This is a genomic window from Micromonospora sp. 067-2 (assembly GCF_046549295.1).
Taxonomy (GTDB): Bacteria; Actinomycetota; Actinomycetes; order Mycobacteriales; family Micromonosporaceae; genus Micromonospora.
On sequence record NZ_JAJPWB010000003.1, the window covers coordinates 546,782 to 572,904 of the forward strand.

Annotated in this window: 25 protein-coding genes; 7 read left to right on the forward strand and 18 right to left on the reverse strand. The window is 71.9% G+C overall.

Annotation, left to right across the window (positions count from 1 at the left end; all coding sequences use genetic code 11):
* Positions 1 to 65 precede the first annotated feature (65 nt).
* The 11 genes from ACLJN9_RS09310 to ACLJN9_RS09360 all read right to left on the reverse strand — a co-directional run bounded on the left by ACLJN9_RS09310 (position 66) and on the right by ACLJN9_RS09360 (position 13,306).
* Entirely contained in the window at positions 66 to 1,706 is a 1,641-nt protein-coding gene (locus ACLJN9_RS09310; protein ID WP_410810701.1) for a cation acetate symporter, read from the reverse strand.
* A gap of 1 nt (position 1,707) precedes the next feature.
* Entirely contained in the window at positions 1,708 to 2,115 is a 408-nt protein-coding gene (locus ACLJN9_RS09315) for a hypothetical protein (RefSeq protein ID WP_410810702.1), read from the reverse strand.
* 50 nt (positions 2,116 to 2,165) lie between these two features.
* The gene (locus ACLJN9_RS09320; RefSeq protein ID WP_410810703.1) at positions 2,166 to 3,851 is read right to left on the reverse strand and encodes a DUF4153 domain-containing protein; all 1,686 of its coding nucleotides are present in this window, start codon (positions 3,849 to 3,851) and stop codon (positions 2,166 to 2,168) included.
* A complete protein-coding gene (locus ACLJN9_RS09325) occupies positions 3,848 to 4,924 on the reverse strand; it encodes a sensor histidine kinase (protein WP_410810704.1) in 1,077 nt (358 codons plus the stop codon). Before ACLJN9_RS09325 ends, ACLJN9_RS09320 begins: the two co-directional genes overlap by 4 nt.
* A complete protein-coding gene (locus ACLJN9_RS09330) occupies positions 4,921 to 5,598 on the reverse strand; it encodes a response regulator transcription factor (protein WP_410810705.1) in 678 nt (225 codons plus the stop codon). Before ACLJN9_RS09330 ends, ACLJN9_RS09325 begins: the two co-directional genes overlap by 4 nt.
* Before the next feature lie 268 nt (positions 5,599 to 5,866).
* A complete protein-coding gene (locus ACLJN9_RS09335; protein WP_410810706.1) occupies positions 5,867 to 7,825 on the reverse strand; it encodes a carboxypeptidase regulatory-like domain-containing protein in 1,959 nt (652 codons plus the stop codon).
* Positions 7,822 to 8,484, reverse strand: coding sequence for a DUF5701 family protein (locus tag ACLJN9_RS09340; protein ID WP_410810707.1), 663 nt, complete (start codon positions 8,482 to 8,484; stop codon positions 7,822 to 7,824). The genes ACLJN9_RS09335 and ACLJN9_RS09340 overlap by 4 nt, the downstream gene beginning before the upstream one ends.
* A gap of 65 nt (positions 8,485 to 8,549) precedes the next feature.
* A complete protein-coding gene (locus ACLJN9_RS09345) occupies positions 8,550 to 9,311 on the reverse strand; it encodes a LytR/AlgR family response regulator transcription factor (protein WP_410810708.1) in 762 nt (253 codons plus the stop codon).
* Between the two features lie 31 nt (positions 9,312 to 9,342).
* Entirely contained in the window at positions 9,343 to 10,569 is a 1,227-nt protein-coding gene (locus ACLJN9_RS09350; protein ID WP_410810709.1) for a sensor histidine kinase, read from the reverse strand.
* Between the two features lie 39 nt (positions 10,570 to 10,608).
* On the reverse strand, positions 10,609 to 12,180 hold the full coding sequence (locus tag ACLJN9_RS09355) for a sugar transferase (protein ID WP_410810816.1): 1,572 nt from the start codon (positions 12,178 to 12,180) through the stop codon (positions 10,609 to 10,611).
* A 265-nt stretch (positions 12,181 to 12,445) separates the two neighbouring features.
* Complete coding sequence (locus ACLJN9_RS09360; protein WP_410810710.1) at positions 12,446 to 13,306, reverse strand: Fpg/Nei family DNA glycosylase; 861 nt, start codon at positions 13,304 to 13,306, stop codon at positions 12,446 to 12,448.
* Positions 13,307 to 13,330: 24 nt separating this feature from the next.
* Here ACLJN9_RS09360 and ACLJN9_RS09365 point away from each other — a divergent pair, with 24 nt between their 5' ends.
* On the forward strand, positions 13,331 to 14,602 hold the full coding sequence (locus ACLJN9_RS09365) for a glycosyltransferase (RefSeq protein ID WP_410810711.1): 1,272 nt from the start codon (positions 13,331 to 13,333) through the stop codon (positions 14,600 to 14,602).
* 184 nt (positions 14,603 to 14,786) lie between these two features.
* Here ACLJN9_RS09365 and ACLJN9_RS09370 read toward each other — a convergent pair whose 3' ends face one another.
* From ACLJN9_RS09370 to ACLJN9_RS09390, 5 genes are all read right to left on the reverse strand, one after another.
* Complete coding sequence (locus tag ACLJN9_RS09370; protein ID WP_410810712.1) at positions 14,787 to 15,509, reverse strand: CDP-alcohol phosphatidyltransferase family protein; 723 nt, start codon at positions 15,507 to 15,509, stop codon at positions 14,787 to 14,789.
* Positions 15,484 to 16,551, reverse strand: coding sequence for an iron-containing alcohol dehydrogenase family protein (locus ACLJN9_RS09375; RefSeq protein WP_410810713.1), 1,068 nt, complete (start codon positions 16,549 to 16,551; stop codon positions 15,484 to 15,486). Before ACLJN9_RS09375 ends, ACLJN9_RS09370 begins: the two co-directional genes overlap by 26 nt.
* On the reverse strand, positions 16,539 to 17,270 hold the full coding sequence (locus ACLJN9_RS09380) for a sugar phosphate nucleotidyltransferase (RefSeq protein ID WP_410810817.1): 732 nt from the start codon (positions 17,268 to 17,270) through the stop codon (positions 16,539 to 16,541). Before ACLJN9_RS09380 ends, ACLJN9_RS09375 begins: the two co-directional genes overlap by 13 nt.
* A 78-nt stretch (positions 17,271 to 17,348) precedes the next feature.
* Positions 17,349 to 18,116: a hypothetical protein gene (locus tag ACLJN9_RS09385; RefSeq protein WP_410810714.1), complete on the reverse strand. Its 768-nt coding sequence runs from the start codon at positions 18,114 to 18,116 to the stop codon at positions 17,349 to 17,351.
* The gene (locus ACLJN9_RS09390) at positions 18,113 to 18,562 is read right to left on the reverse strand and encodes an NUDIX hydrolase (protein WP_410810715.1); all 450 of its coding nucleotides are present in this window, start codon (positions 18,560 to 18,562) and stop codon (positions 18,113 to 18,115) included. Before ACLJN9_RS09390 ends, ACLJN9_RS09385 begins: the two co-directional genes overlap by 4 nt.
* Positions 18,563 to 18,676: 114 nt before the next feature.
* Between ACLJN9_RS09390 and ACLJN9_RS09395 the strand changes: the two genes are divergently transcribed.
* The 3 genes from ACLJN9_RS09395 to corA all read left to right on the forward strand — a co-directional run bounded on the left by ACLJN9_RS09395 (position 18,677) and on the right by corA (position 21,816).
* A complete protein-coding gene (locus tag ACLJN9_RS09395; RefSeq protein WP_410810716.1) occupies positions 18,677 to 19,069 on the forward strand; it encodes a cyclic nucleotide-binding/CBS domain-containing protein in 393 nt (130 codons plus the stop codon).
* A gap of 193 nt (positions 19,070 to 19,262) precedes the next feature.
* Complete coding sequence (locus ACLJN9_RS09400; RefSeq protein WP_410810717.1) at positions 19,263 to 20,357, forward strand: PLP-dependent aminotransferase family protein; 1,095 nt, start codon at positions 19,263 to 19,265, stop codon at positions 20,355 to 20,357.
* A 400-nt stretch (positions 20,358 to 20,757) separates the two neighbouring features.
* Positions 20,758 to 21,816 carry a magnesium/cobalt transporter CorA gene (corA, locus tag ACLJN9_RS09405; protein ID WP_410810818.1) on the forward strand — a complete coding sequence of 353 codons (1,059 nt, stop codon included), beginning with the start codon at positions 20,758 to 20,760 and terminating at the stop codon, positions 21,814 to 21,816.
* 70 nt (positions 21,817 to 21,886) lie between these two features.
* Here corA and ACLJN9_RS09410 read toward each other — a convergent pair whose 3' ends face one another.
* The gene (locus tag ACLJN9_RS09410; RefSeq protein WP_410810718.1) at positions 21,887 to 22,666 is read right to left on the reverse strand and encodes a hypothetical protein; all 780 of its coding nucleotides are present in this window, start codon (positions 22,664 to 22,666) and stop codon (positions 21,887 to 21,889) included.
* An 85-nt stretch (positions 22,667 to 22,751) separates the two neighbouring features.
* Between ACLJN9_RS09410 and ACLJN9_RS09415 the strand changes: the two genes are divergently transcribed.
* Together ACLJN9_RS09415 and ACLJN9_RS09420 are read left to right on the forward strand one after the other, a co-directional pair.
* The gene (locus ACLJN9_RS09415; protein WP_410810719.1) at positions 22,752 to 23,282 is read left to right on the forward strand and encodes a peptidylprolyl isomerase; all 531 of its coding nucleotides are present in this window, start codon (positions 22,752 to 22,754) and stop codon (positions 23,280 to 23,282) included.
* Positions 23,283 to 23,382: 100 nt separating this feature from the next.
* Entirely contained in the window at positions 23,383 to 24,294 is a 912-nt protein-coding gene (locus ACLJN9_RS09420; protein WP_410810720.1) for a rhomboid family intramembrane serine protease, read from the forward strand.
* A 29-nt stretch (positions 24,295 to 24,323) separates the two neighbouring features.
* Here ACLJN9_RS09420 and ACLJN9_RS09425 read toward each other — a convergent pair whose 3' ends face one another.
* The gene (locus tag ACLJN9_RS09425) at positions 24,324 to 24,785 is read right to left on the reverse strand and encodes a PH domain-containing protein (protein WP_410810819.1); all 462 of its coding nucleotides are present in this window, start codon (positions 24,783 to 24,785) and stop codon (positions 24,324 to 24,326) included.
* A 116-nt stretch (positions 24,786 to 24,901) separates the two neighbouring features.
* Between ACLJN9_RS09425 and ACLJN9_RS09430 the strand changes: the two genes are divergently transcribed.
* Positions 24,902 to 26,074: a thiolase family protein gene (locus ACLJN9_RS09430; RefSeq protein WP_410810721.1), complete on the forward strand. Its 1,173-nt coding sequence runs from the start codon at positions 24,902 to 24,904 to the stop codon at positions 26,072 to 26,074.
* Positions 26,075 to 26,123 lie beyond the last annotated feature (49 nt).

The window sequence follows — 26,123 nt, forward strand, 5'->3', positions numbered from 1 at the left end:
GGGTGGACCCGACCTCCTCCCCGTGGCGTAGGGCCCCCAGAGCGACTGGTGCGAGGTGCTGATCCCTACAGCCGCAGTGCCTCGGGAGTGTGCAGGCGGAGCATGGTGGCGGCGACGTCGGCGGGGGCCCGCCGACGGGTGGCCATCGACACCGCCACCATCACGGTGAAGGCCAGTGGCACCGTCCAGGCGGCCGGCTGCGCGATGAGCGTGGCCGGCCAGCCGGACAGCGGCGGGCCGAGCACGGTGACCACCACGGCGCCGATCGCCGCGCCACCACCGACCAGCACCCCGGCGGCGGCCCCCAGGTCGGTCAGCCCACGCCACCAGATGCCGAGCACCAGCAGCGGGCAGAAACTCGACGCGGCGACCGCGAAGGCCAGCCCGACCACCTGTGACACGTCCAGCCCCGAGACGTGCAGCGCCAGCACCGCCGGCACGCTGCCGGCGATCACCGTGGCCAACCGGAAGCCGCGGACCGAGCCCCGGCCGAGCACGTCCGTGGAGATCACCCCGGCGACGCTGGTCAGCAGCCCGGACGAGGTGGACAGGAACGCCGCGAACGCCCCCGCCGCGACCAGCGCGGCCAGCAGGCGTCCGGCCAGCCCGTCGCCGAGGGCCGCGCCGGGCAGCAGCACCACCACCGCGTCGGTCTGCCCGCTGACCAGCAACTGCGGGGTGTAGATCCGACCGAGCACCCCGTACAGGGTGGGCAGCAGATAGAACGCACCGACCAGGGCCAGCACGACCAGCGTGGTCCGGCGGGCCGCCGCGCCGTCGGGATTGGTGTAGAAGCGGACTAGCACGTGCGGCAGGCCCATGGTGCCCAGAAAGGTGGCCAGGATCAGCGAGTACGTGGCGAACAGGCCCCGATCGTCGTCGCCGGCGGCGCTGGGCAGCAGCCAGTCGCCGGCGTCGGTGGCCACCCCGGACACCTCCGGCACCGGGTCGCCGGCCGCGAAGGTCAGCTCGTCGCCGGGGCGTACCTCCTGGATGTCGCCGTCGGGCAGGGTGAGGGTCGCGCGGTGCTCGACCACGACGGTGGTCGCGGCCCGGAACGTCGGCCCGTCGGGCGGGGTCACCGCCGGCCGGGCATCGGCCTGCCACTGCAACGCCAGGAAGATCGCCGGTACGGCGAGCGCCGTCAGCTTGAGCCAGTACTGGAACGCCTGGACGAAGGTGATCGCCCGCATCCCGCCGAGCGCCACGTTCGCGGTGACCACGGCGGCGACCAGTAGAGCACCGATCGGGTACGGGGCGCCGGCCACCGTGGCCAGGGTGAGCCCGGCGCCCTGTAGCTGCGGCACCAGGTAGAGCCACCCGATGAAGATCACGAAGGTGGTGGCCAGGATGCGCAGGCGGCGGGAGCCCAGCCGCAGCTCGCAGAAGTCGGGCAGGGTGAACGCGCCCGAGCGGCGCAGCGGCGCGGCCACGAAGAGCAGCAGCGCCAGGTAGCCCGCGGCGAACCCGACCGGATACCAGAGCACGTCCACGCCGTACTTCAGGACCAGGCCGGCGATGCCCAGGAAGCTCGCCGCCGACAGGTACTCCCCGCCGATGGCGGCGGCGTTCCAGGTCGGGCTGATCGCCCGGGAGGCCACCAGGAAGTCAGAGGTCGTCCGGGCCAGGCGCAGCCCGTAGAAGCCGATCCCCAGGGTGACCAGGGTGACCACCGCGATGGCCGGGACCACGTAGTCGTTGGCCACCTCAGCGCTCCGACCGCTGCACCAGGTCGGTGAAGTCCTGTTCGTTGCGTTCGGCCAGCCGCACGTACGCCCAGCCCACCCCGATCAGGAACGGAAAGGAGGCCACACCGAGCAACAGCCAGGGCAGGTTGACGCCCGCGACGGTGGTCCGGCCCAACGACGGTGCGATGGCGAACAGCCAGGGCAGCCCGCCGAGCCCGATCGCCACCACCAGCGACAGCCGCAACGCCAGCGCGAGCTGCGCCCGGACCAGGCCGCGGACCAACGCCTCACCGACCTGGGTCTGCTGGGCCAGGTCGGCGCGGGTCCGCTCGGCGCGGCTGTCCGGCCGGGTGATGTCGGCCAGCACGATCCGGGTTCGCCGAGGTGGCGGTGCCGCGCCGTCCGTCCCCACGTCAGGGATTCGCATGGCCACCCCGGCAGTCTCGCCCGCCGTACCGGATTGTCAAGCGGCGACTCTCACCAGAGTCGCGTACCGGGGCAGTCCGTCAGCTCGGCGGTTGTCGGCATGGTCGCCAGGTCCCGTCGCGCCCTTTGCCGGCCGAGGTTCGCCCCCCAGAGGCCATCCCGGGGCAGCTCGGCGGCAATCTGCCCCAGCGCACAGGCGCGCATCGGCTCGGGCAACCGGGCCAGGGCCGGCACGGCGTCCGCCGACAGCCCGGACACGTAACTGACGTCCAACCGGCCGGTCCTCAGGTACCGGTCGACGTTTCGGTCGGCGATCAACCGATCCGGATTGACCAGGGCCAACCCGAGCAGCGCCAGCACCGCCGTGCCGACCACCAGCCGGGGCAACCAGGCGGCCCGCAGCCGCACCACCGCCACCCCGACCAGGACGAAGAGCAGTCCGAGCCAGAGTTCGACGGTCGTCACGAAGAGCCGGAGGCGGGTGGCGCCGTACGCGTCGGCGTAGACCTGCATCCGGTAGAGCGCGGAGGCGACGACCACCAGGCTGAGCGCGGCGAGCGTGCCGAGCAGCGTACGAACCAGCAGCCGGTCGGCTCGGGTGGCCTTCGGTGCCCGGCGGGCGGCGACCGCGATCACCAGCAGGGTGAGCGCGGTGACGGCGAGCAACTGCCAGAACCCGCCACGGGCGTACTGGGCGTAGGTGAGCCCGGCCGTACGCAGTACGTGCCCCGCGCCGCCGAAGAACACCGTGAGCTGGACCAGCACGAACGCGGCGAACAGGGTGTCGAGCAGCACCAGCGGGAGGGTCCACTCCAGCCGGTGGGCCGGCCGGGACGGCCCCGGCCGCAGGCCCTCCAGGTCGGGTGGGCGGCTGACCAGGTACGCGGCACCGACCAGACCAGCTCCGATCAGCACCAGACGCACCAGCCAGCCAACGACACCACCCGGTGAGATGTCGGGCAGGAGACCCGTGACCAGATCGGCGAAGACCGCGTCGGCGGAGGCGAAGAGCAGACCGAACAGCGTCAACAGGCCAGCGGAGATCGCCAAGCTGCTCAGGATGCGCCCGACACCGATTCCCGCACCGGTCGGACGGGTGTCGCGCAGTCCGCGTACCGCCCAGGGGAGCGCCCGGACCGTCGCGGCCGGCTGCAGCGTCGCGGCCACCAGCATCCCGAGCGGGCTCCGCCCGCCGGTCACCGCGAGTGTCCCGGTCACCGCCGCCGCGACCAGGCAGAGCGTGAAGAGCCAGCCGGCTGCGCGGACCGTGCCGACGGCGACCAACGCGATCGTCGCGGCGGCCCAGGCGACCTGTGCCGCCCGCCCCGGTGCCCCCGTGGCACCGGGACTGGCGGTGGCCACCGCGGCTGGCGGTGCCAACGCGACAGTGGTCGGTTGCGGCGTGGTGGCGGTGGCCGCCGCGGTCTGGACGGCGGCGGTGACCAGGGCGGCGGTGGCGGCCAGCGCGGCCACCAGCCAGCCGAGGCCGGGACGAACCATCGTGAGCGTAACGGCGCCGACGACCGCCGCCGCCGTCAGCGCCGCCAGGACCAGCGGACGGGCGGAGCCGGACGGCCCCGGCCAGCGCCGCTCGATCAGGGACGGTGGCCCGGGCAGGGCCGGTGCGGCCGGCCACGATTCGGGCTGACCGGCGGCCGGGCCCGGTCTGACGGTCGGGAGGACCTGCGGTCCGGTCGGCCCGGTGGCCGGAACCGGGGTGATGCCAGGGCTGGTCATGCGACCTCTTTCCGGTGTGGCCCGTCGCTCGGGATGGTGACCTGGATGCGGCAGCCGGGCAGATCAACCCGGTGCGGTGGCCTGACGGGTTCGAGGACGGCGATCCGACCGCCGTGCAGTTCGACGACCCAGCGGGCGATAGCCAGGCCGAGCCCGGTCCCGCCGCCGGCGGATCGATCACCGCGGGTGAACCGTTCGAAGACCCGGGACCGCTCGCCCGGAGAGATGCCCTGGCCCTCGTCGCTGACCTCGAAGCAGAGTTGGTCGGCGTGTTCCTCGGCGCTCACCCGCACGGTGCCGCCGGCCGGGCTGTGCCGTGCCGCGTTGTCGAGCAGGTTCGCGAAGACCTGGTGCAGCCGCCACGGGTCCGCGTGGACGGTCAGCGGCACCGGCAGTTCACGGAGCTGGAAGCGCACATCCAGCGCCGCGCCGGACGCGCTGGCGGTGGCGTGCTCCACCGCCTCGTCGAGGAAATCCCCCACGTCGATGCGTACCCGGCGCAGCGGCACCACCCCGGCGTCGAGGCGGGACAGGTCGAGCAGGTCGGCGACGAGATGCCCGAGCCGCTCGGTCTGGGCCAGTGCCGAGCGCAGCGCCGCCGGCTCGGGGTCGGCCACCCCGTCCACCATGTTCTCCAGCACGCCCTGCAACGCGGTGATCGGCGTCCGCAGCTCGTGTGAGACGTTGGCGATCAACTCACGTCGACGCTGGTCCGCGGCGTGCAGATCCTCGGCCATCCTGTTGAACGCCTGAGCCAGCTCGCCGACCTCGTCGCGGGACGTGGCGCGTACCCGGCGGGTGTAGTCGCCACGAGCCATCGCGCCGGCGGCGGCCGTCATCTCGCGCAGCGGCGAGGTCATCCCGTGGGCGAGCACCTGTGAGGTGACCAGCGCGATGCAGATGACCGTGATCGACGTGCCAGGTGGGAGCCAACCGATGCCGTACCAGAAGTAGCCGATGGCCACGGCCCAGGAGGCGACAAGCAGAACGCCGAGCTTCATCTTGATCGAGCGGACCGGGTCCAGTGGACGGGGTAACACGCGATTCAGCCAGTCCAACAGCCGGACGGTCACGCGGGCACCTCCAGGGCGTAGCCGACGCCGTGGACGGTCCGGATCAGGTCGGCACCGAGCTTGCGCCGCAGCGCCTTGATGTGGCTGTCCACCGTGCGGGTGCCGCTCCCGTCGACCCATCCCCACACGTCGGCGAGCAGCCGTTCCCGGGGGAGCACCGTGCGGGGCCGCCCGGCGAGGTGGACCAGCAGGTCGAACTCGGTCGGCGTGAGGTGCACGTCCGCGCCGGCCCGGCGGACCCGCCGCTCGGCCTCGTTGATCTCGATGTCACCGAGGCGGATCGCGGGCGGCGTCGGGGCGGCCGCCCGCTCCACCCGCCGCAGCAGGACGTGCACCCGGGCGGCCAGTTCCCGCATCGAGAAGGGCTTGGTGAGGTAGTCGTCCGCGCCGACCGCGAGCCCCACCAGCAGGTCGGTCTCGTCGTCCCGGGCGGTGAGCATCAGCACCGGCACCGGCCGGTCGGCCTGGATCCGACGGCACACCTCCAGGCCGTCGAAGCCGGGCAGCATCACGTCGAGGACGACGAGATCCGGCTGGCCGGTGCGGAACTGCGCGACGGCGCTGGGCCCGTCCGCCGCGACCTGCACCGTGAAGCCCTCGGCCCGCAGTCGGACGGCGATGGACTCGGCGATGGTGCGTTCGTCCTCGACAACCAGTATCCGACGTTCCTTCATGGGTCCCGACTGTAGGGAGCCCCCGTGGAGATCGGTGGGTTGCGTTGTGAACAACCTGTGGAGAACCGCTCATGCCTGTGGATAACTCCGGGGCGGTTGCCACGAGCAGGCCGTTCTCCCGGTCGGCGAGGTCTGCCGCAGCGAGCAGCCGTTCCCCCCTGGCCCTGTCGCTGGCCGACATCTTCTGACCGTCGCCCAGGTCGTCGTCGACCTTCACGCCGAAGCGGGGCCGGTGGCGCAGTGCCACCGGCCCCGCTTCGTCTGACCGTCAGCTGATCGGTACGACCAGGTCCACGGACATGCTGCCGCTGGCCGGGACGGTGAACAGCCCCAGCTTGCGGGTGCCGTCCGGCTGCGTCACCAGGTAGCGACCGTCGAACTGCTTCTCGCCGAGCGACGTGTTGTAGGTGAAGAAGATCCGCTGCGGCCCCTTGAGTCGGAGACTGAACTCACCGTCGGTGAGCCAGCCGCTGCCCGCGATGTCGCCGGTGTCTGCGCTACGGGCGATGACGAACCCGCTCGTGAAGGGGGTGCGGTCGGGCGTACGGAAGGTGCCGGTCAGCTCGACGCCCTGGTCGAGCTGGGCGTTGTGGGTAGCGGTCGCACCGGCGGTCACCGTCACCGGGGTGGCGGTGAACCGGCTGGGCTTGTCGCCGGACCACTCACTGGCGTACGGGTTGCCGCCGAACACCAACGGCCAGGCGTACGGGCCAAGCCGCTTGATGGTGTAGACGCCGTGCTCGTCGGTGGTGGCGTCCTCGGCCCCGACCCCGGGGTGGCCGGTCAGCACCGAGACACCGGCGCTCGGCACCGGCTTGCCGGTCACGTCGGTGACCGTGCCCGTGACCGTGCCGGCCCGGTCCAGATTGACCCGCGGCCCGGTGACAACCTGGCCGGCGGTCGCGGCGACGGCGACTGCCTTCCGCTCGTCGCCGGAACCGCCGCTGGCACCCACCCACTGGCGGCCGTAGGTGTCGTCTCGCGGCACGGCGAAGAGCTTGTAGGTGCCGGCGGCGAGCGGTCCCACCTGGATCCGGCCCTGGCCGTCGCTGCAGTCGCCATAGCCGTCGGCGAGTGACGCCTGCTTCGCAAGGAACGTGTCCAGGCAGATGTTCGGCACGGGCGCGCCGCTCTGCCGGTCGACGATGGTGGTGCTGATGACCGCGCCGGGCCGCAGCTTCACGGTCAGCTTGGTGTCGCGGTTCGCCTTCACCCGCACCCCGGTCACCTCGCGGAAGAAGTGGAGCTTGTCCGGTGCGTCCAGGTAGAGGGTGTGGGTGCCCTGCGGCAGGTCGGTGACGGTCACCGTGCCGGTGCCGTTGCTGCAGATCGACTGGGCGCAGAAGTTGGCGACCGGGGCGCCCGTGACCGAGTCGATGGCGGCCAGAGTGACCGTGCCGGTGCCGAGCAGGCTGTCCGCGATGGTCGTCTGCTGCCCGCCGCGGACGTCGACCAGGTCGGCATCCTCGTAGGCAAGCTTGCCGCGGTAGTACTGCTGCCGGTCACCGGTGGCCAGGCGGACCTTGTAGGAGCCTTGGAGCACCTGGACGGTGAACTCACCGTTGTCGTCGGTCTGCGTCGATGCTCCGCCGTACATGTTCGACGTGTTGACGTCGACGCTGGCGTCGGCGAGCGGGGCGCCGGCCGCGCTGGTGAACCGGCCGGTGAGCGAGCCCGCCGGCAGCACCGTCTCGTTGACCACGGTCGCCTCGTCCGCCTTCACCTCGAAGACGTCGGCACTCACCTCGTCGAGCTGGCCGGGCACGTACTGCTCCTGGTAGGAGCCCTCGATCGGTTGGAGGGTCACTCGGTAGCGGCCCGGCCGGGCGGCGATCGTGAACCTGCCCTGGTCGTCCGTGCGGCCGCCCGCCCAGGCGTTGGTGTCGGCCTCTCGGGCCGTGACTGCCATGTCCACCACCGGGGCCCCGGTGGTGGTGACGAGGCGGCCGGTGATGGTGCCCGTACGGAAGAGCTGCTCGTCGATCCGGGTGGTGCCACCCGCGGTGACGGTCACCGGGTCGGCGTCCCAGATGGCGACCTGCTGGTGGTGGTACTGCTCGGGCTTGTCCCAGGGGAAGTAGCCCACCACGTACGAGCCGGCGGCCAGCCCCGCGACGGTATAGGTGCCGTCGGCGTCGGTGCTGGTGGAGCCGGCGTAGTCGTAGCTGTCGCTCTTGTAGAGCTGCACGAGTACCTCAGCGGCGGCGGTGCCCGCGCCGGTGGTCACTCCAGTCCGATGCGCTCCGGGCGGGCCGAGGCGGAGCCGAGCCAGGTGTGCGGGTTGCCGTACCAGCACCAGCCCAGCTTCGGTGCGCCCTGGCTGATCCAGAGAGCCGGGACCCGCTTGTCTCCGCATCGGGAGCCGACCAGGGAGAAGCACCTGTTGGTGGCCAGCGCGGCCGGGTGCAGCGTGACGAAGGCGAGCCCCTCGTCGATGGTGAGCGGCAGTCGGCCCTGGGCGGTGATCCCTTCCATCGCCGTGGAGGGGGCCAGATTGCGGTACTCCTCGCCCCGGTCGACGTCGAAGAGCAGGTACGCGGACCCGTCCGGCACTTCCAGCTCCTTGATCGGGTCGAAGCGGGGCAGGTCGTCCTCGGCGTAGTGCCGGTCGAGGAAGCCGGGCTTGCGCTTGCCGACCAGGGTGGTGAGTTCCAGTCGTGCCTGCACCGGGATCAGGGCCCGGGTGATGACGAGCAGGAACGGCACCCGGGCGTCGGTGGGCGCGGGCAGGTCGGCGGCGCCGTCGGCAGCCCTGGTTCGCAGCGGCGCGACCAGGTCGCGGAAGGCGGGCTCGGGCAGGTCGGCGAGGGCGGGATAGCCGAGCTGGACCAGTCGGTCGAGCTGGCGGTCGAACTCGGTTTCGGCGTCGAACGGAGTCTCGGTCACGGCGGCCTCCTGGAAGTCGTACGGATTAGCGTACAACGTACGGGAGGTGCCGTCCTGTTCCCGGTTCAGCGACTCCAGTCCTGCTTCGCGGCCCTGACCAACTTGTCCTTCAGCTCGCGGGTGTGCCGCCGGCTCACCGGTAGCTCGGTTGCGTCGATCACCACCACGTACCCGGAGTTGACCAGTCGCAGCTCCGCGATCAACTTCAACTGCACCAGGTACGACCGGTGCACACGGACGAAGCCGGCGTCGGCCCACCGCTCCGCCAGCGTGGCCAGCGAGACCCGAACCAGGTGTGACCCCTCCGCGGTGTGCAACCGGGCGTAGTCTCCCTGCGCCTCCACCCAGCGCACCGCCGAGCGGGGCAGCATCCGGGTGGTGCCGGCCAACTCGATCGGGATGGTCGGGTCCTCCTCGGCCCGGGCGAGTGCCGCCGGGTGCGACGGAACGACCCGCGAGCCGATCACCCGACGCAGCGACTCGGCCAGCCGTTCGGCACGCACCGGCTTGCGCACGTAGTCGGTGGCTCCCAGGTCGAAGGCGTCCACCGCGCCGTCGTCGTAGGCGGTGACGAAGACGATCGCCGGTGGCCGGGCGAACCGGCGCAGCACCCGGGCCAGCTCCATGCCGTCCAACCCCGGCATCCGGATGTCCAGGAAGACCACGTCCACGTCACCGTCGCGCAGCAGCCGCAGCGCCTCGGTGGCGTCTCCGGCCGTGTGCAACCGGGACACGCGGGGGTCGGCCCGCAGGTGGTACGCCAGCTCGTCGAGCGCCGGAGGCTCGTCATCGACCGCCAGCACTCGGAGGAAGCCGGACGCGTTCACTCTGCTGCCCCGGTTCGCTCGCTGCGCTCGTTCACGATCCGGCCCGTACGCCGGGATGGAACTTCGGCACCCGCATGCTCACCCGGGTGCCCGAGCCCAGCCCGGTCTCGACGACCAGACCGAACCTGTCGCCGAAGACCGACCGCAGTCGCTCGTCGACGTTGGAGAGGCCGACGTGCTGGCCCGGGTCGTCGCCCGGGTCGCCGGTGCCGCGCGCCAGCTCGGCGATGCCGGCGGTCAGCGTGGTCGGATCCATTCCCACCCCGTCGTCCTCCACGGTGATGTGGCATTCGGCGCCCGCGTCCCGGGCCTCGATGCTCACCATGCCCGTGCCCGGCTTGCGGGACAACCCGTGCCGGACCGCGTTCTCCACCAGCGGTTGCAGGCACAGGAACGGAAGCGTCACCGGCAGCACCTCCGGGGCGATCTGCAGCCGTACCTGCAACCGGTCGCCGAACCGGGCACGCTCGATGGTCAGGTAGCGGTCGATCGACCGCAGCTCCTCGGCCAGCGTGGTGAACTCCCCGTGCGCCCGGAACGAGTACCGGGTGAACTCCGCGAACTCCAGGATCAGCTCCCGGGCCCGCTCCGGGTCGGTGCGGACGAACGACCCGATGGCGGTCAGCGCGTTGTAGATGAAGTGCGGGCTGATCTGCGCTCGCAGCGCCCGGACCTCGGCCCGTGCCAACCGCTCCCGCGACGAGTCCAGCTCGGCCAGGGCGAGTTGGTTGCCCGCCCAGTGCGCGGTCTCCAGGGTGGCCTGCACCAGCCCGGGTGCCGGCGGGCTGTCGGCGATGGCCACCAGCGCGCCGACCACCCGGCGGTCCGCGCCGTGCAGCGGCGCGATGACCGCCCCTCGGGCCGGACAGTCGACCCGGTCGCACTGCAGCTCCTGCTCGTTGAGCACCGTCGAGCGCCCGGTGTCCACCACCCGCCGGGCCGCCGCGAGCAGTTGCTCGCCGTGGTGCGCGCCGCGCCCGTCGAGGGCGAGCACCCGGTCGGCGTCGGTGAGCGCCAGCCCGGCCGCGCCCACCAGAGCACGCAGGTGGCGTACGGCTTTCGCCGCGCCCGCCGGGCTCAGTCCCGCCCGCAGTGGTTCGGCCGCCAACCCGGCCGTGTGCAGAACGTCGTAGGTGGCCCGCTGGGTGGCGGTGGCGATGCCCCGGCGAGCGCGTAGCCGTAGCACGGCCAACAGGGCCGCGGTCAGCGCGGTGACCAGCGAGACGACGCCGACGACGGCGGAAAGGTTGCCACTCACGCAGCGATCCTGGCCTCTGCGGCCCGGCCCGCCAACCCCCTAGTAGGCACCCTTGCGGGCGAGCACCACTCCGACGGTGCGCCACAGGATGCTCAGGTCGTACGCCAGCGACCAGTTGTCGACGTAGTAGAGGTCCAGTCGGACGGACTCGTCCCAGGACAGGTCGGAGCGCCCGGACACCTGCCAGAGGCCGGTCATGCCGGGGCGGACCAGCAGCCGGCGGCGTACGTCGCCCAGGAAGTCACCGTCGTCCGCGGGCAGCGGGCGGGGCCCGACCAGCGACATCTCACCCCAGAGCACATTGATCAGCTGTGGCAGCTCGTCCAGGGACGAGGCCCGCAGGAAACGGCCCACCGGGAAGACCCGCGGGTCCTCCTTCATCTTGAACAGCATGCCGTCGGTCTCGTTGTGGTCGACCAGGCTGGCGAGTCGGTCCTCGGCATCGACGTACATGGTCCGGAACTTCCACACCCGGAAGGTGCGCCCCTCGTGCCCGACCCGGGGCTGGCGGAAGAAGACCGGCCCGGTGTCGGAGATCCGGATCGCCACGGCGACGGAGAGGAAGAGCGGGACCAGCAGCAGCAGACCGAGCCCGGCCGCGACCCGGTCCAGCAGGTTCTTGGCCAGCAGCGCCGGCCCGGACAGGGTCGGCTCCTCGACGTACAGCAGCGGCAGACCCTCGATCGGCCGGATGTGCACCCGGGGGCCGGCGATGTCGGTCAGCTGCGGAGCGACCACCAGGTCGACTCCGGAGCCCTCCAGTTGCCAGGCCAGCCGGCGCAGCTCGCCCGGCTCGGCGCTGGCCGAGCCGCAGACCGCGATGGTGTCCCCGCCGACCTCCCGCACCAGGGCCAGCACGTCCCGGCCGGCGTGCACCGGCACCGGGGTCGGCATTCCCCGGGCCGCCGCGTACCCGTCGGTGATGTGGATGGCGACCGGCACCAGGCCGGCGTTGGGGCTGCGGGTGACCGCCGCGTAGACCTCCAGGCACTCCGGCAGGGTGCCGACCAGCACCATCCGGTGCGCGGCCTGGCCAGCCCGCCGACGGATGTAGTGCAGTGCCCAGCGGGCCACGAAACGACCCCAGAGGATCAACAGCGTCGCACCGACCAGCGCTGTGCCCACGGTGAACCGGGACAGCTGGGTCACGGTGGAGAACGCGAGGAAGGAGACGCTCGCGGCCACCGTCACCGAGGCCCGGATCACACGTTTGAACTCGTCCGGGCCGAGCCCCAGGTAGCGCCGGTCGTACGCCCTGTTGCTCCAGAGGATGACCACCCAGCCGAGCGGAAGCAGCAGGTAGGAGACGGTGTGGAACCAGGTCGGGTCCTGCTGGGTGCCGCTGAAACCGGAGGCGGCCTGGTCGAAGAGCTGGATCGCGATCCAACTGGCGAACGCCGCTGCGGCGAAGTCGAGCAACAGGAGGGTCGCGATGTAGGGGCGGTGCCAGCGGGAGACACGACGTCGCGCCCTGGTCCACGCCGACCGGGGGACGCCGTTGTGTGACGGCGGCGTCGGCGGCTGGATCTCGAAGCTGTCGACGTGCCGCACGAGTCTGCTCCGGCCTTCGTTGGATACCGGGCGCTGGAGGCTTGCCGTCACCTCACCCATGTCCTCCCGCATGACTCGGGCCGCTCACTCGGCGTGAGGGCCCGGGTCGCCCACCGTCCCAGTCTCCCACGCGGGCTCCGACCGGTCGCAGCCCCGAAGGAGATTGGCGACCGATGGTGCCGGCGGGATCTGGCCGACTTCCGCACCATTTCAGAAGCCGGGGACCGGGCCACTATACCGATGGATGCGCGCATGGCGAGAACGGTGGACCGGAGCTTCGGCTCACTCAGGTCGATTCCGCTCCGTAGTCGACGAGTGGAATTACTCACCGTACGAGTCGAGACAACCGTCGGTCAGCCAGGGGTTTGCCGCCGGTCTGGCAGGTCGGGCAGTACTGGAGGCTGGAGTCGGCGAAGGACACCTCCCGTACGGTGTCGCCACACACCGGGCAGGGCAACCCGGTGCGGGCGTGCACCTTCAGCCCGGAGCGTTTCTCGCCCTTCAGCTCCGCGGCCCGCTGCCCGGAGGACCGTGTGACCGCGTCGCCGAGCACCTGCCGGGTGGCCGCGTGCAGGGTGGCGAGTTGGGCCTCGGTGAGACGGTCGGTGATCGCGAACGGGGACAGCTTGGCCTCGTGCAGGATCTCGTCGGAGTACGCGTTGCCCACCCCGGCCAGCACCGACTGGTCGGTCAGCACCCCCTTGACCTGCCCGCGGCGGCTGCGCAACCGCTCGGCGAACGTGGGCAGGTCGGCGGCGAGCGCGTCCGGGCCCAGCTTGGCGACCCCGGGCACCGTCGTCGGGTCGGTGACCAGGTACGCGGCCAGCTTCTTCTGCGTGCCGGCCTCGGTGAGGTCGAAGCCGGAGCCATCGTCGAGGCGGACCCGTACCGCGATCGGACCCTTGCCGGGGCGCAGCGGGGTGGTGGCCGGAAACGCCTCCCGGTAGTGCAGCCAGCCCGCCCGCGCGAGGTGGACCACCAGGTGCAGGTCACCCTCGAACAGCACGTCGAGGAACTTGCCGTGCCGGCGGGCGTCGACCACCGCCCGACCGGCGACCGCGGACGGTGCCGGGTCGTACGTCTTCAGGGCGCTGATCGCGGCGATCTCCAGCCGGTCGACACGCCGCCCCACCGCGCGCTGCCGCAGGTAACCCGCGAGCGCCTCAACCTCCGGTAGTTCGGGCACCGCACAACGGTAGCCTTTCCTTCCGTGAGAATCGTGGTGGCGCACAACCGGTACCGGGAGGCCCAGCCCTCCGGTGAGAACACGATCGTCGACTCGGAGATCGCTCAGCTCACCGCCGCCGGTGTCGAGGTGTTGCCGTTTCTCCGCAGTTCGGACGAGATCCCGTCGATGTCGAAGGCGGCCAAGGCGCTGCTGCCGATCTCGCCGATCTGGGCGCCGCGCGCCCAGCACGATTTGAGCCGGCTGCTCACCGAGCACCGGCCGGACGCGCTGCACCTGCACAACCCGTACCCCCTGCTGTCGCCCTGGGTGGTGCGGACCGCGCACCGGCACGGCGTGCCGGTGGTGCAGACGGTGCACAACTACCGGCAGGTCTGCTCCTCGGGGATCTACTTCCGCGACGGGGTGATCTGCCAGGACTGCAAGGGTCGGGCGCTGGGCGTGCCGGCGATCCGGCACCGGTGCTACCGCGACTCGGCGGCGCAGAGCGCACTGATGGCGACCACCCTGGCCGTGCACCGGGGCACGTGGCGCTCGGTGGACCGGTACGTCGCGCTCACCACGGCGATCGCCGACCACCTTCGCGAATACGGCATTCCGGACGAACGGATCGTGGTCAAGCCGAACGCTGTACCCGACCCGGGCCGACCCGCTCCACTCGGTGACGGCTTCCTCTACATGGCCCGGCTCTCCCCCGAGAAGGGCGTCGACCTGCTGCTGGATGCCTGGCGTCGGCACCCGGTGGGCACACTCGGCACCCTGCGCGTGGCCGGTGACGGCGAACTCCGCCCGCTGGTGGAGGCCGCCGCCGCCGAGCGACCCGACGTGGTCTACCTGGGTCAGCTCGACCGGGCCGGAGTGCGGGCCGCGGTCGAGGCGAGCGCCGTCGTGATCGCCGCCTCGATGTGGCACGACGTGCTGCCGACCGTGATCATCGAGGCGCTGGCCAGTGGCCGTCCGGTGCTCGGCACCGCGCTGGGCGGCATCCCGTACCTGCTCGGCGCGGACGGCCCCCGCGAACCCGCCGGCACCGGACCGGCCGAGGTCGCCTCGGCCGTCGCCGGGGGTGCGCCGGTGTCGCCGCAGGCGGGAGTGGTCGTCGGGACCGCCGGCTGGGTGGTGCCGCCGGAGCCGGCCGCACTTGCCGCGGCTCTGCCGGTCGCCCGGGCCGGCGCCGCCGCGCTCGCCGCGCCCGCCCGGCTCCGCTACGAGCGGACCTTCCATCCCGACGTGGTCACCAAACGCCTCCTCGACATCTACGCCGGCGTGTCCCGCACCCCCGACCACCGCACCTGACCCCGGCCGACCGGCTCGTGGCCGGCACACAAGATCGCGCTCGATCCTGGAAACAGTGGCATCCGATCGCTCCGAGGCCACTGTTACCTGGATCGAGCGTGATCGTGACCGGGTGGGCGGCCGCGCAGCGGATCGTCCGGCCGGAGCGCACCACCGGCAACGGTCTGCGGCGTCCGATCGTGGGTCAGCGCAGGGAGGCGCGGGCGGAGAAGGCGATGCTCGCGAGCAGGAAGCCGCCGTTGACGATGGTGAACGCGACGACCACCCAGAGGACCAGCGCGGGGGCCACGGCCAGCACCAGAGCCGCCACGAAGATCACCGCGCCGTAGTCGCGGACCAGCTTCGCCAGGCGGACCGGCAGCGAGGTCGAGGTGACCATGCTGGCCGCGTTCGGGCCGGCCTGCATCACCGAGGTGACCAGGTTGACCATCCAGGTGCCGGCGAAGGTCGCCACCAGCCAGGTCGGCGTCGACGGTTCCTGCGCCACCGCGGTGGCGGCCAGTGCGGCCACCAGGGCGATCTGCGCGGCCACGTCGCAGAGCACGTCGATCCGGGCGCCGGCCGCGCTGCGCTGGTCGGTCACCCGCGCCAACTGCCCGTCCGCGCAGTCCAGGGAGTACGCCACCTGCCAGCCGACCAGGGCGAGCAGGCCGACCACCCAGGCGGGTACGTCACCGGCGGCGACCGGGCCGGCCAGCGCCACCACCGTGATCGAGGTGGCCAGCCCGAGCACCAGGTTGGTGAGGGTCAGTGCGGTCGGACGCAACCCGAGCCGCTGGGCGACCAGCGCGAAGACCGCTCCCAGCCACTGGCTGATCGACTCGCTGAACAGGCCGCCGCCCCGGTTCACCCGGTGGAAGTCGGCGACGGTGGGACGGGGGTCAGCCAAGGTGGTCGCGGATTGCACCGGCGTAGTCTGCCAGCCGCCCCCGCGTCTCGGTAGGCGACAGGGCCAGGTGTTCGAGGATGGTGTACCGGTCCGGCCGGGTGCGCGGCGCGAACTGCACCGCCTCGACGAACTGGTCGTCGGTGAGCCCCACCTCGGCGGGGAGCCGGGGCAGACCGTGCCGTGCGAGGCAGGCCGACATCTCCCCGAAGCGACGCAGATCCCCGCGCAGCCAGGTGCAGAACAGCGCACCGAGCCCGGCCAGCTCGCCGTGCGAGGCGGTGCCGGGAAAGAGCGCGTCGACCGCGTGCATGATCTCGTGGCAGCCGCCGCTGCACGGCCGGCTCGTGCCGTCGACCGCCATCGCCAGACCGCTGGAGATCAGCGCCTCGGCCAGCACGGTGACGAAGGCGTCGTCTGACATGTCGCCCGGGTGGTTGAGCACCGCTTCGGCACCCGCCCGCGAGAGCGAGGCGGCGAGCCCGTCGACCGGCTCGCCGCGTACCCGGCGGGCCAGCTCCCAGTCGGCCAACGCGCTGATGTTGCTGACCACGTCACCGATGCCGGCCCGGTTGTGCCGGTCCGGGCCACTCTCCACGAAGTCCAGGTCGACGATCACCGCGATCGGGATGTGGACCCCGTAGGAGCCCTTGATGCCGTCGGTGATGAGGCTGGCCACGGGGGAGCCGATCCCGTCGTTGGCGAGGCTTGTCGCCACCGAGACCATCGGAAGCCCTCGGCGGGTCGCGGCGTACTTGGCCACGTCGATGGTCTTGCCGCCGCCGATTCCGACGACCGCGTCGTACGACCGGGCGCGGAGCTTGCCGCCGAGGTCGTCGGCGGCGTCCAGAGTCGCCCCTGCGACGGTGAAGACGTCGGCTGAGCGCAGCGACGGTCGGATCAGCTCCGCGATCTGGGCGCCCTGACCCGGCCCGACCACCACCGCGACGTCACCGCCGGAGGAGATCCGCCCGTCGGCCAGGATCGCCCCCAGGTCGGCGACCGCTCCGCGCCGCACGTCGATGTGCAGCGGCGTGAGTACGCTACGGGCTAGTAGCGGCACGCGATCTCCCGTGCGCGGGCCAGGTCGGCGTGGTTGTCGACCTCGACCCAGAGGACGTCGCCGATGGGCGCCGCCCGCACCTCGCCGCCCCGGTCGGAGAACTCCTGGTAACCGTCCTCGTAGTAGAGGTTCGGGTCACGCCGCCAGGTTGCCTCCAGGGCGTCGGCGAGCGCGTCGGCGACCTGCGGCTCGATCAGCGTGGCACCGATGTACTCCCCGTACGCCTCACCCGGATCCATGATCTTGGTGATCCGGGTGAGTTGGCCGGCGGCGTCGAAGGTGGTCTTCATCTCCTCCTCGGCCAGCGGCTTGAGGGTGTCCACCGCGAGCAGGATGCCCGGGCCGCGCTGGGCCAGCAGGGTCTTCTCGATGCTCACCGGGTGCACGGTGTCCCCGTTGACCAGCAGCACACCGCGGGCGAAGTACTCCCGGGCCAGCCAGAGCGAGTAGGCGTTGTTCCACTCCTCGGCCTTGTCGTTGTGGACGAGGGTGAGGGTGACGCCGTACCGCTTCTCCAGGTCGGCCTGCCGCTCGCGGACCGCTTCCGCCGCGTAGCCGACCACGATCACGATGTCGGTGAGCCCGACCTCGGCCAGGTTGCCCAGCGCGATGTCCAGGATCGTCGTGTCGCCGTCCACCGGCACCAACGCCTTGGGCAGGGTGTCGGTGTACGGGCGCAGCCGGCGCCCGGCCCCTGCTGCGAGCACCATCCCGATCATCGGCACACTCTCCCTCGTCCTGCTCCCCGTCACCGGTGGAGGATAGCGCCGGGTGGCGGCGCCGCTCCGGCCAACCGGTCAGCCGGGCAACGCCGCCAGGTCGGCGAGCATGGTCAGCCGCTCCTCGGCGCTGAGCGCGGCGTACGGGCCGGCCGCCCGGCGGTCGGTCTCCAACTCGATGGCGAGCCGCTCGGGGCCGGCGGGCAGAGCGGCGATGCTCGACGCGCTGTGCCCGGCGGCGGCCCAGGCGGCGGCGTGCGCGTCGGCCCGGTGGTAGCGCAGCGTGCCCAGTCGGTTGAGCAGCAGCACGCCCGATCCGGTGCCGTCCGGCTCGTACGGAGGCGCCGTCGCGGCGAAGGCCGAACCGCTCCCGTCCCGTTCCTCCTCGGCGAGCACCAGGGCGTACGCGAGGAGCCGGCCGAGCGCTGACACCAGCCGGGACACCCGCTCGTCGTGCCCGGTCCACAGCTCCTCGGTGACCTCGGCGTGCACCTGGTACAGCTCGGCGAGGAAGGCCGTACCCCGTTCGGTGGCGGACAGCGCGCCGCCCGGGCCGCGGTGCAGCATTCCGTGCGCCACCTGTTTGTCCACGCTCCGTTGGCAGGCGGCCGGGTCGTGGTACCGGGTGATCGCCGCGAACCCCGGCCCGTCGACCGTGCCACCGGGCGCGGCCAGCCGGGTGCGCAGGTCGACGAGGAAGCCGGTGGCCGGCAGCCCGCCGTACCGCTGGCTCAGTTCGGCGCCGCCACCGTCGCGGCCGGCCAGCATGCCGGCGCGGAAGACCCGGTCCACGGCCGGGGCGAGCAGCCCGGCGATCCGGTAGGGCGCCAGTTGGACGGCGTTCACAGACCGATCGACCGGAGGACGGCGAAGCCCTCCTCGGCGAGCCGCCGGATCATCCCGTCGTTGACGTCGCGGTGCTCGTCGAGCACGGGAACCTCGTGTTCGGCGAGCCAGCGGTACTCGGTGTGCTTGCCGGCCTCGAGCGTCGGGTGGTCGAGGTCGCCGTCCACCCGGACCAGGAAGTCGTACTCGATCCGGGCCAGGCCGTCGTCGCCGACGTACCGGTATTCGCCCACCTGGCCGAGCACGTGCGACAAGGTCCAGCCCGTCTCCTCGGTGACCTCGCGGCGCAGCGCCTCGTCGATCTCCTCGCCCGGCTCCAGGTGGCCACCGACGATGTCCCAGCAGTTGGGGAAGAGCCGTCGGTGCGGCGACCGGCGCTGGAAGAAGATGCGGCCGTTGTGGTCGACGATCAGCGCGCCGGCACAGCGCAGGGGCTCGGTGGACACCGTCCGACAGTAGCGAGCGGCCCGGTGCCGTGACCACGCCCGGTCTTGTTCCGGAAACATCCACGGACCACCATGTTCGTACCGGATGCCACCGTCCCACAGGAGTGATGCGTGATGCAGGTACGGGAAGCGATGTCCAGCCAGGTCCTCGTCGTCGGTCCGGAGCACACGCTCCGCCAGGCGGCCCGGATGATGTCGGCCCGCGGTGTCGGGTCGGCGGTCGTGATCGACCCGGACTCCGAGGGGGTCGGGATCATGACCGAACGCGACGTGTTGAAGGCCATTGGCGCAGGCCTGGACTGCGACGTGGAACGCACCAGCGCCCATCTGACCTGGGAGGTTGTCTACGCCGCGCCGGAGTGGACGGTTGCCGAGGCGGCCGCGGCGATGGCCCGGGGTGGGTTTCGGCACCTTGTGGTGCTGGACGGCCGCGAGGTTGCCGGTGTGATCTCGGTGCGGGACATCATGCGGGTCTGGGCGGAGAGCCAGGCAGTGGTGGCCACCTGACCGCGGCCCGATCGTGGCGTGTCGGTCCTACGTCGACCGGGGCTTTCCCGGGTGACGCGGCACGACTCGCTCGCCCTTCGGGTCTGATCTGCCGCCGTCCGGTGGAATCGGGTCACCCGACCCGGTGGCTCAGGATGCGGACATCGTCGTGCCGTCCGCGCGCCCCCCGTCGCCGCCCGTACGCTCAACATCCATGACCGCCGAGCAGCTGATCTCCTTCGCCCGTGGGGCTCCCTCGCTGGACATCGTCGATGTCGAGGGGCTCAAGGCCGCCGCCGTCCGCGCATTCGACGCCGACCCCGCAGGGGTCACGGCGTACGGCACCTCCGTCGGCTACGTGCCACTGCGGAACTGGATCGCCGAGAAGCACGGGGTCGGGGCCGACCAGGTGCTGGTCACCAACGGTTCGCTCCAGGCCGACGCGTTCCTCTTCGACCACCTGGTCCGCCCCGGCGACGCGGTGGTGGTGGAGCGCCCGACGTACGACCGGACGCTGCTCAACCTGCAGCGGATGGGCAGCGAGTTGCACGGCGTCCCGGTGCAGCCGGACGGCCTGGACACTGCCGAGCTGCGCAAGCTGCTGGAGTCCGGGGTGCGGCCGCGGCTCGCGCACGTCATCCCGAACTACCAGAACCCGGCCGGCGTGACGCTCTCGCTGGAGAAGCGCCGGGAGTTGCTCGACCTGGCCGCCGAGTACGAGTTCACGATCTTCGAGGACGACCCGTACGCGGACATCCGGTTCCGCGGCGAGGCCCTGCCGTCGATGCTCTCGCTGGACACCCGCAACGTGGTGGTGCACGCGTCGAGCTTCACCAAGACGGTCTGCCCCGGTGTGCGGGTGGGATATCTGGTCGGCTCGCCGGACCTGATCGGCGACATCGCCAAGAACGCGACCAGCCTCTACATTTCGCCCGGCATGGTGTCCCAGGCGATCGTGCACCAGTTCTGCGTCTCCGGCGACATCGACCGATCGATCGAGACCGTTCGGGCGGCGTTGGGTGAGCGGGCTCAGGTGCTCGCCGAGTCGCTGCGCCGGCATCTGCCGCAGGTGCGGTTCGTGGAGCCCGACGGCGGCTACTTCCTCTGGGTGGAGTTCGGAGAGGACGTGCTGGTCGACGAGCTCGCCCCGGCGGCTGCCGAGCGGGGGGTCGCCGTGGTCAAGGGCAGCGACTTCGTGGTGGAGGGCGGGCGGCACGCCCTACGGCTTGCCTTCTCGGCGGTGACTGCCGATCGGATCGACGAGGGTGTTCGCCGTCTGGCGGCGGCCGCAGCGGCCGTACGACGCTGATTCTGTCGGATTTCCGACAAAATGGCGACGCCGGCCGTTCTGGGACTCCCGCCCGGGCGGCCGGCGGCTCACAATGCTGCGAGCGTCACTCATCAGTGGCAACGGATGTCCCGCCCGGCCCTCCGTTGCTCCAGGTGACGCGCGCAGCACAACCCCCGCCCCCAAAAGGGTGCCGGGTGGGCCGTGTCGTCCCCGCACCCCCCGATGCGGCCCGGCCCGCCCGGCGCCACCCGAGTGCGACCGCCGTCACCCGTGCCCTCGGCCGCTGCCGGCGTAGCCTGCAAGCCGCAGTCGAGCGCGGGGAGGTGGCACGATGACGGAGCAGGAAGAGCGGGGCCGGACGCCGTTGAACAGCGGTCGGGGGCTCCGACCCCGCGCATGGCCGTCCCCGGTCCGGGCGATGACCCGGATACTCAACACCGACGACTCGCCGCCCGAGCCGACCCCCACCGACACCGGGCGCAGCGGAGTGGTCGACTGCGCGCTCTACGTCGACGGCAAGCGGCAGCCCGGCGAGTGGACGTACGCCGAGGCGCTGACCGCCGCGCGCCGTGCCGAGAACGGCTTCGTCTGGATCGGGCTGCACCAGCCCGAGCTGGCCGAGATGACCGCCATCGCGGAGACGTACGGGCTGCACGAGCTTGCCGTGGAGGACGCGGTCAAGGCCGAGCAGCGCCCCAAGCTGGAGCGGTTCGGTGACGTCAGCTTCCTGGTGCTGCGCACCGCCCGCTACTGCGAGCACGCCGAGCTGACCGAGAACTCCGACGTCGTGGAGACCGGCCAGGTGATGCTCTTCATCGGCCCGAACTTCCTGATCAGTGTCCGGCACGGGGACGCCTGCCGGCTGTCCCCGGTCCGTGCCGACCTGGAGACGAAGCAGGAGTTGCTGCTCAATGGCCCCTGGGCGGTGGCGTACGGGGTGACCGACCGCGTGGTGGACCTCTACCTGGAGGTCGCCGACCAGCTCGAGGACGACCTGGACGTGCTGGAGGCCGAGGTCTTCGACCGCAACAGCCACGGGCGGATCCAACGGATCTACCAGATGAAGCGGGAGCTGGTGGAGTTCAAGCGGGCGGTGGTTCCCCTGCAGCGGCCGCTCATGACGTTGACCTCCCAGGTCAACCGGGACGTGCCCAAGGAGATCCGGCGCTACTTCCGGGACGTGCAGGATCACCTGAGCCGCACCGTCGAGCAGGTCAACTCTTACGACGACCTGCTCAACTCGATCCTGCAGGCGCGGTTGGCCCAGGTCTCCGTCGACCAGAACAACGACATGCGCAAGATCGCCGCCTGGGCCGGTATCGCCGCGGTGTGGACCGCCATCGCCGGCGTCTACGGGATGAACTTCGAGAACATGCCCGAGCTGAAGATGACGTACGGCTATCCCGTCGTCCTGGCTCTCATGCTCGGCGCCTCACTGGCCCTCTACCGCTGGTTCCGCCGCAACGGCTGGCTCTGACCGACCACGCGGAAGCGCCGGCGGGCGGGGAACCCCCGCGTCGCCGGCGCCTGGCGCGCTGCCGCTGGGGTCAGCGGCGGCCGTTGGTGCGGGCGGTGTCCTTGCCCAACGCCTTGGTGAGGTCGTCGGCCGGGCGGCCGGAGACGTCCTTGGCACCCTCGGCAACCGACGGGACCTTGTCGGTGGGGTGGACGGCCGTCGGGTTGGCCGTACCGGTGGTGCTGGCGCTGTCGCCGCCGACCACCGCGGAACTGCCGGCACCGGTCACACCGGCCACACCGGTCATGGCGGAACCGTCGGTCCCCTTGCTGGCGGCGGACTGGGTCCGTACCTCGATCGAGTCCACCTCGTCGCGCATCGGCTCCAGGGTGCGGGTCGGGTCGTACTCGGCCCACTCCTGCTGCTCCCGACGACGGCGCAGGGCGACGGCGCCGGCCAGGCCGGCGATCGCGCCCGCAGCCAGCAGGCCGGTCATCATCGAGCCGCGACGGCGCGGCGGCTTCTTCTTGACGGTGATCCGCATGGTCTTCGACTTGGCCTTCCTGGTGAGCGGCCCTGCCTGCGCGGCGCCGTCACGGGCCGCCGCGGCCAGTGGTGCCAGCGTGGTGAGTGTCGTCCCCCAGCCGGTCGACGCCCGGTCGCGAGCCCTCGCCGCAGCGGGGCCGACGTAGCCCCGGGCCACCTGGACCCGCGGGCCGACGGATTCGCCGGCGCCCTTGGCGGCGTGATTGGCTGCCTGCACCAGGTGGCTGATGCTCTGGTTCAGCTCGGCCAAGGCCTGCTGCCCCTGGGACTTACGCCGCCCGATTCCAAACACGGTCCTACCTCCTGGGAGTTGTTCCTTCGTCATCCTCCACCAACGGATGCCTCCGCGATGCCAGATCGGGCACATGGGAGGATCCGCATGGAACTGACCAACGAGTGAGGGAGTACCCGTGGCCGAGGCTGTCTACGCCACCCTGCACACCAACGCTGGCCCGATCCGGCTGGAGCTCTTCGAAAACCACGCGCCGAAGACGGTTCGCAACTTCGTCGACCTGGCCGAGGGCAACCGGGAGTACACCGACCCGCGCACCGGTCAGCCGGGAAGTGGCCCCTACTACGACGGAACCGTCTCGCACCGCGTGATCAGCGGTTTCATGGTCCAGATGGGCGACCCGACGGGCACCGGCCGGGGTGGACCGGGCTACAAGTTCGCCGACGAGTTCCACCCGGAGCTGCGCTTCGACCGGCCGTACCTGCTGGCGATGGCGAACGCCGGACCGGGCACCAACGGTTCGCAGTTCTTCATCACCGTCTCGCCGACGCCGCACCTCAACAACCGGCACACCATCTTCGGCCAGGTCGCCGACGAGGCGTCGGTGAAGGTCGTCGACTCGATCGCGAGCACCCCGACCGGCCCGAGCGACCGTCCCCTCCAGGACGTCGTCATCGAGCGGGTCGAGATCGAGCGGTCTGCTGCCTGATCGACCGGCGAGGTACCTTTGCTCGCATGATTGAGCGCACCGGATCACCGCACCGGCTGGTGCCGGTGGGCCGCACGGTGGCGGACGGAGGGTCGGCCCGGTGAGTGAGTCGCCGCCGACCACCCCCGTCTGCTACCGGCACCCCGGCCGGGAGACCTACGTCCGGTGCAGCCGCTGCGACCGGCCGATCTGCCCGGACTGCATGCGGGAGGCGTCCGTCGGGCACCAGTGCCCGGAGTGCGTCGACGAGGGCCGTCGCAGCATCCGGCCGGCGCGTACCGCCTTCGGTGGCGGTACGGCCGGCCGGCACGGCTACGTCACCAAGGCGCTGATCGCGTTGAACGTGCTGCTCCTGCTGCTCTCCATCGCCTCCGCTCGGGGTGGGAACGCGGCGGTGGGCGGCTCGGGCTTCGGCGGCCTGATGGGCGACAACACGCCGCTGACCAACTGGGGTTCGGTGCTCGGGCTGGCGGTCCTCCCGGACGGCACGCTCGGCGGGATCGCCCAGGGCCAGTGGTACCGCCTGGTCACGGCGATGTTCCTGCACTACGGCGTGATTCACCTGCTGCTCAACATGTGGGCGCTGTGGGTGCTCGGCCGGTCCCTGGAGGCCAACCTCGGCCGGGTGCGTTTCGCCGCGCTCTACCTGATCGCGGGTCTCGGCGGCAACGTGGCCGCCTACGTGTTCAGCGCCCAGAACGCGGCCACCGTCGGCGCGTCGACCGCCGTCTTCGGCCTGTTCGCCGCGCTGCTCATCATCGAGCGCAAACTGGGCCGCGACATCTCCCGGATCGTCCCGCTCCTGGTGATCAACCTGGTGTTCACGGTGGCCGTGCCGGGCATCTCCATTCCCGGGCACCTGGGTGGCCTGGTGGTCGGTGCCGCGATGGCGCTGGTGCTCGCGTACGCGCCACGCGGCCGACGCACGTTGGTCCAGGCCGCCGGCGCTGCGGTCATCCTGCTGATCCTGCTCGGTCTGGTCCTGTTCCGGACGTCGCAGCTGCTCGGCTGACCGAGCGCCGTCGGACGCGGCGGGTCGTGTCAGACGCGGGGACGGGCGGCGCGCAGCATGGAGGCCGCCTCCTCCGGGGTGGTGCCCAGGTCGTACCGGCCGAAGAGGTGCAACGAATCGCCCGCGTCGATCTCCAGCATCTCGCTGGTCAGCCCCAGCCGTGGACGACGCTCCACGCTGATCGCCTCGACCGTCGACCAGGGCAGCAGCCGACGCCCGGCGAACCCGTGGATGACGGTGAGCCCCGTCGGGTCCACCGCCAGGCGGACCGGCGCGACCAGGTCGCGTACCGCCCAGCCGGCCAGTGCGGCGGCGGCCAGGATGGCCAGCACCAGCCGTACCGGGTCGCCGTCGGCGAACAGCAACCCGAGCGCGACCAGCAGGGCCGCGCCGACCAGCTTCGCCGCCGGCAGGGTCGCCGGCACCCGCCACTGCCGCCCCGGGGAGATCTCCACCCGCCCAGCATGCCAGCGGTCGTCCGATCCCGGCATCCCGACGGCGGCCCGCAGCCGGCCGCACACCGGCCAGGGGGACGGGCCCCGGCTCCGGTCGGCCCGGCCCACGGACGACGTAGGATCGGGACAGCCCAGGTTACCGGGGAGTAAACATGAGTGACGCTGTCATCGTCGGTGCGGTGCGCACCCCGGTCGGTCGGCGCGGGGGCAGCCTCGCTGGCGTCCATCCCGTCGACCTCTCGGCGCACGTGCTGCGCGCCCTCGCCGAGCGCGCCGGCCTCGACCCGACACTGGTGGACGACGTCTTCTGGGGCTGCGTCTCCCAGGTCGGCGAGCAGTCCTGGAACATCGCCCGCAACGGCGTGCTCGCCGCCGGCTGGCCCGAGACGGTGCCCGGCACCACGCTGGACCGGCAGTGCGGCTCCAGCCAGCAGGCGCTGCACTTCGCCGCCGCGACGGTCCTCTCCGGCCAGGCCGACCTGGTGGTCGCCGGTGGCGTGGAGTCGATGACCCGGGTGCCGATGGGCTCCAGCGTGGCGGGCGGCATGCCGTTCAGCGACCAGCTCCGGGCCCGCTACCGGGGCGTCGAGGGTTTCGCCGACGACGCGCCGTTGCCGTTCAACCAGGGGGTGGGAGCCGAGCTGATCGCCCGGCGGTGGCGCTTCTCGCGTACCCAGCTCGACGAATTCGCACTGGCCAGCCACGAGAAGGCGGCCGCCGCGCAGGACGCGGGCGCCTTCGACCCAGAGGTGGCGCCCGTGCCCCTCGGCGACGGCGGCACGTTCGCCGCCGACCAGGGCATCCGTCGGGACACGTCGTTGGACAAGCTCGGCGAGCTGTCCACCCCGTTCCGCGCCGACGGGGTGGTGACCGCCGGGTCGGCGTCCCAGATCTCCGACGGCGCCGCGGCGCTCGCGGTGACCACCGCCGAGTGGGCCAGCAGGCACGGCCTGCGCCCGCTGGCCCGGATCCACACCGCCGTGGTCGCCGCCGACGATCCGGTCACCATGCTCACCGCGCCGATCCCGGCCACCGCGAAGGCGCTGCGTCGCGCGGGGCTGGGCATCGAGGAGATCGGGGTGTACGAGGTGAACGAGGCGTTCGCCCCGGTGCCGCTCGCCTGGCTGGCGGAGACCGAGGCGGACCCGGAGCGACTCAACCCCCGGGGCGGGGCGATCGCCCTCGGCCATCCGCTCGGTGGCTCCGGCGCCCGGATCATGACCACGATGCTGCAGCACATGCGGGACAACGGGATCCGCTACGGCCTGCAGACCATGTGCGAGGGCGGCGGCATGGCCAACGCCACCATCGTCGAGCTGCTCTGACCGCGCGCTCGCGGAAAAACATCTCGCCCCGGCCTGGCTGGCCCGCCTA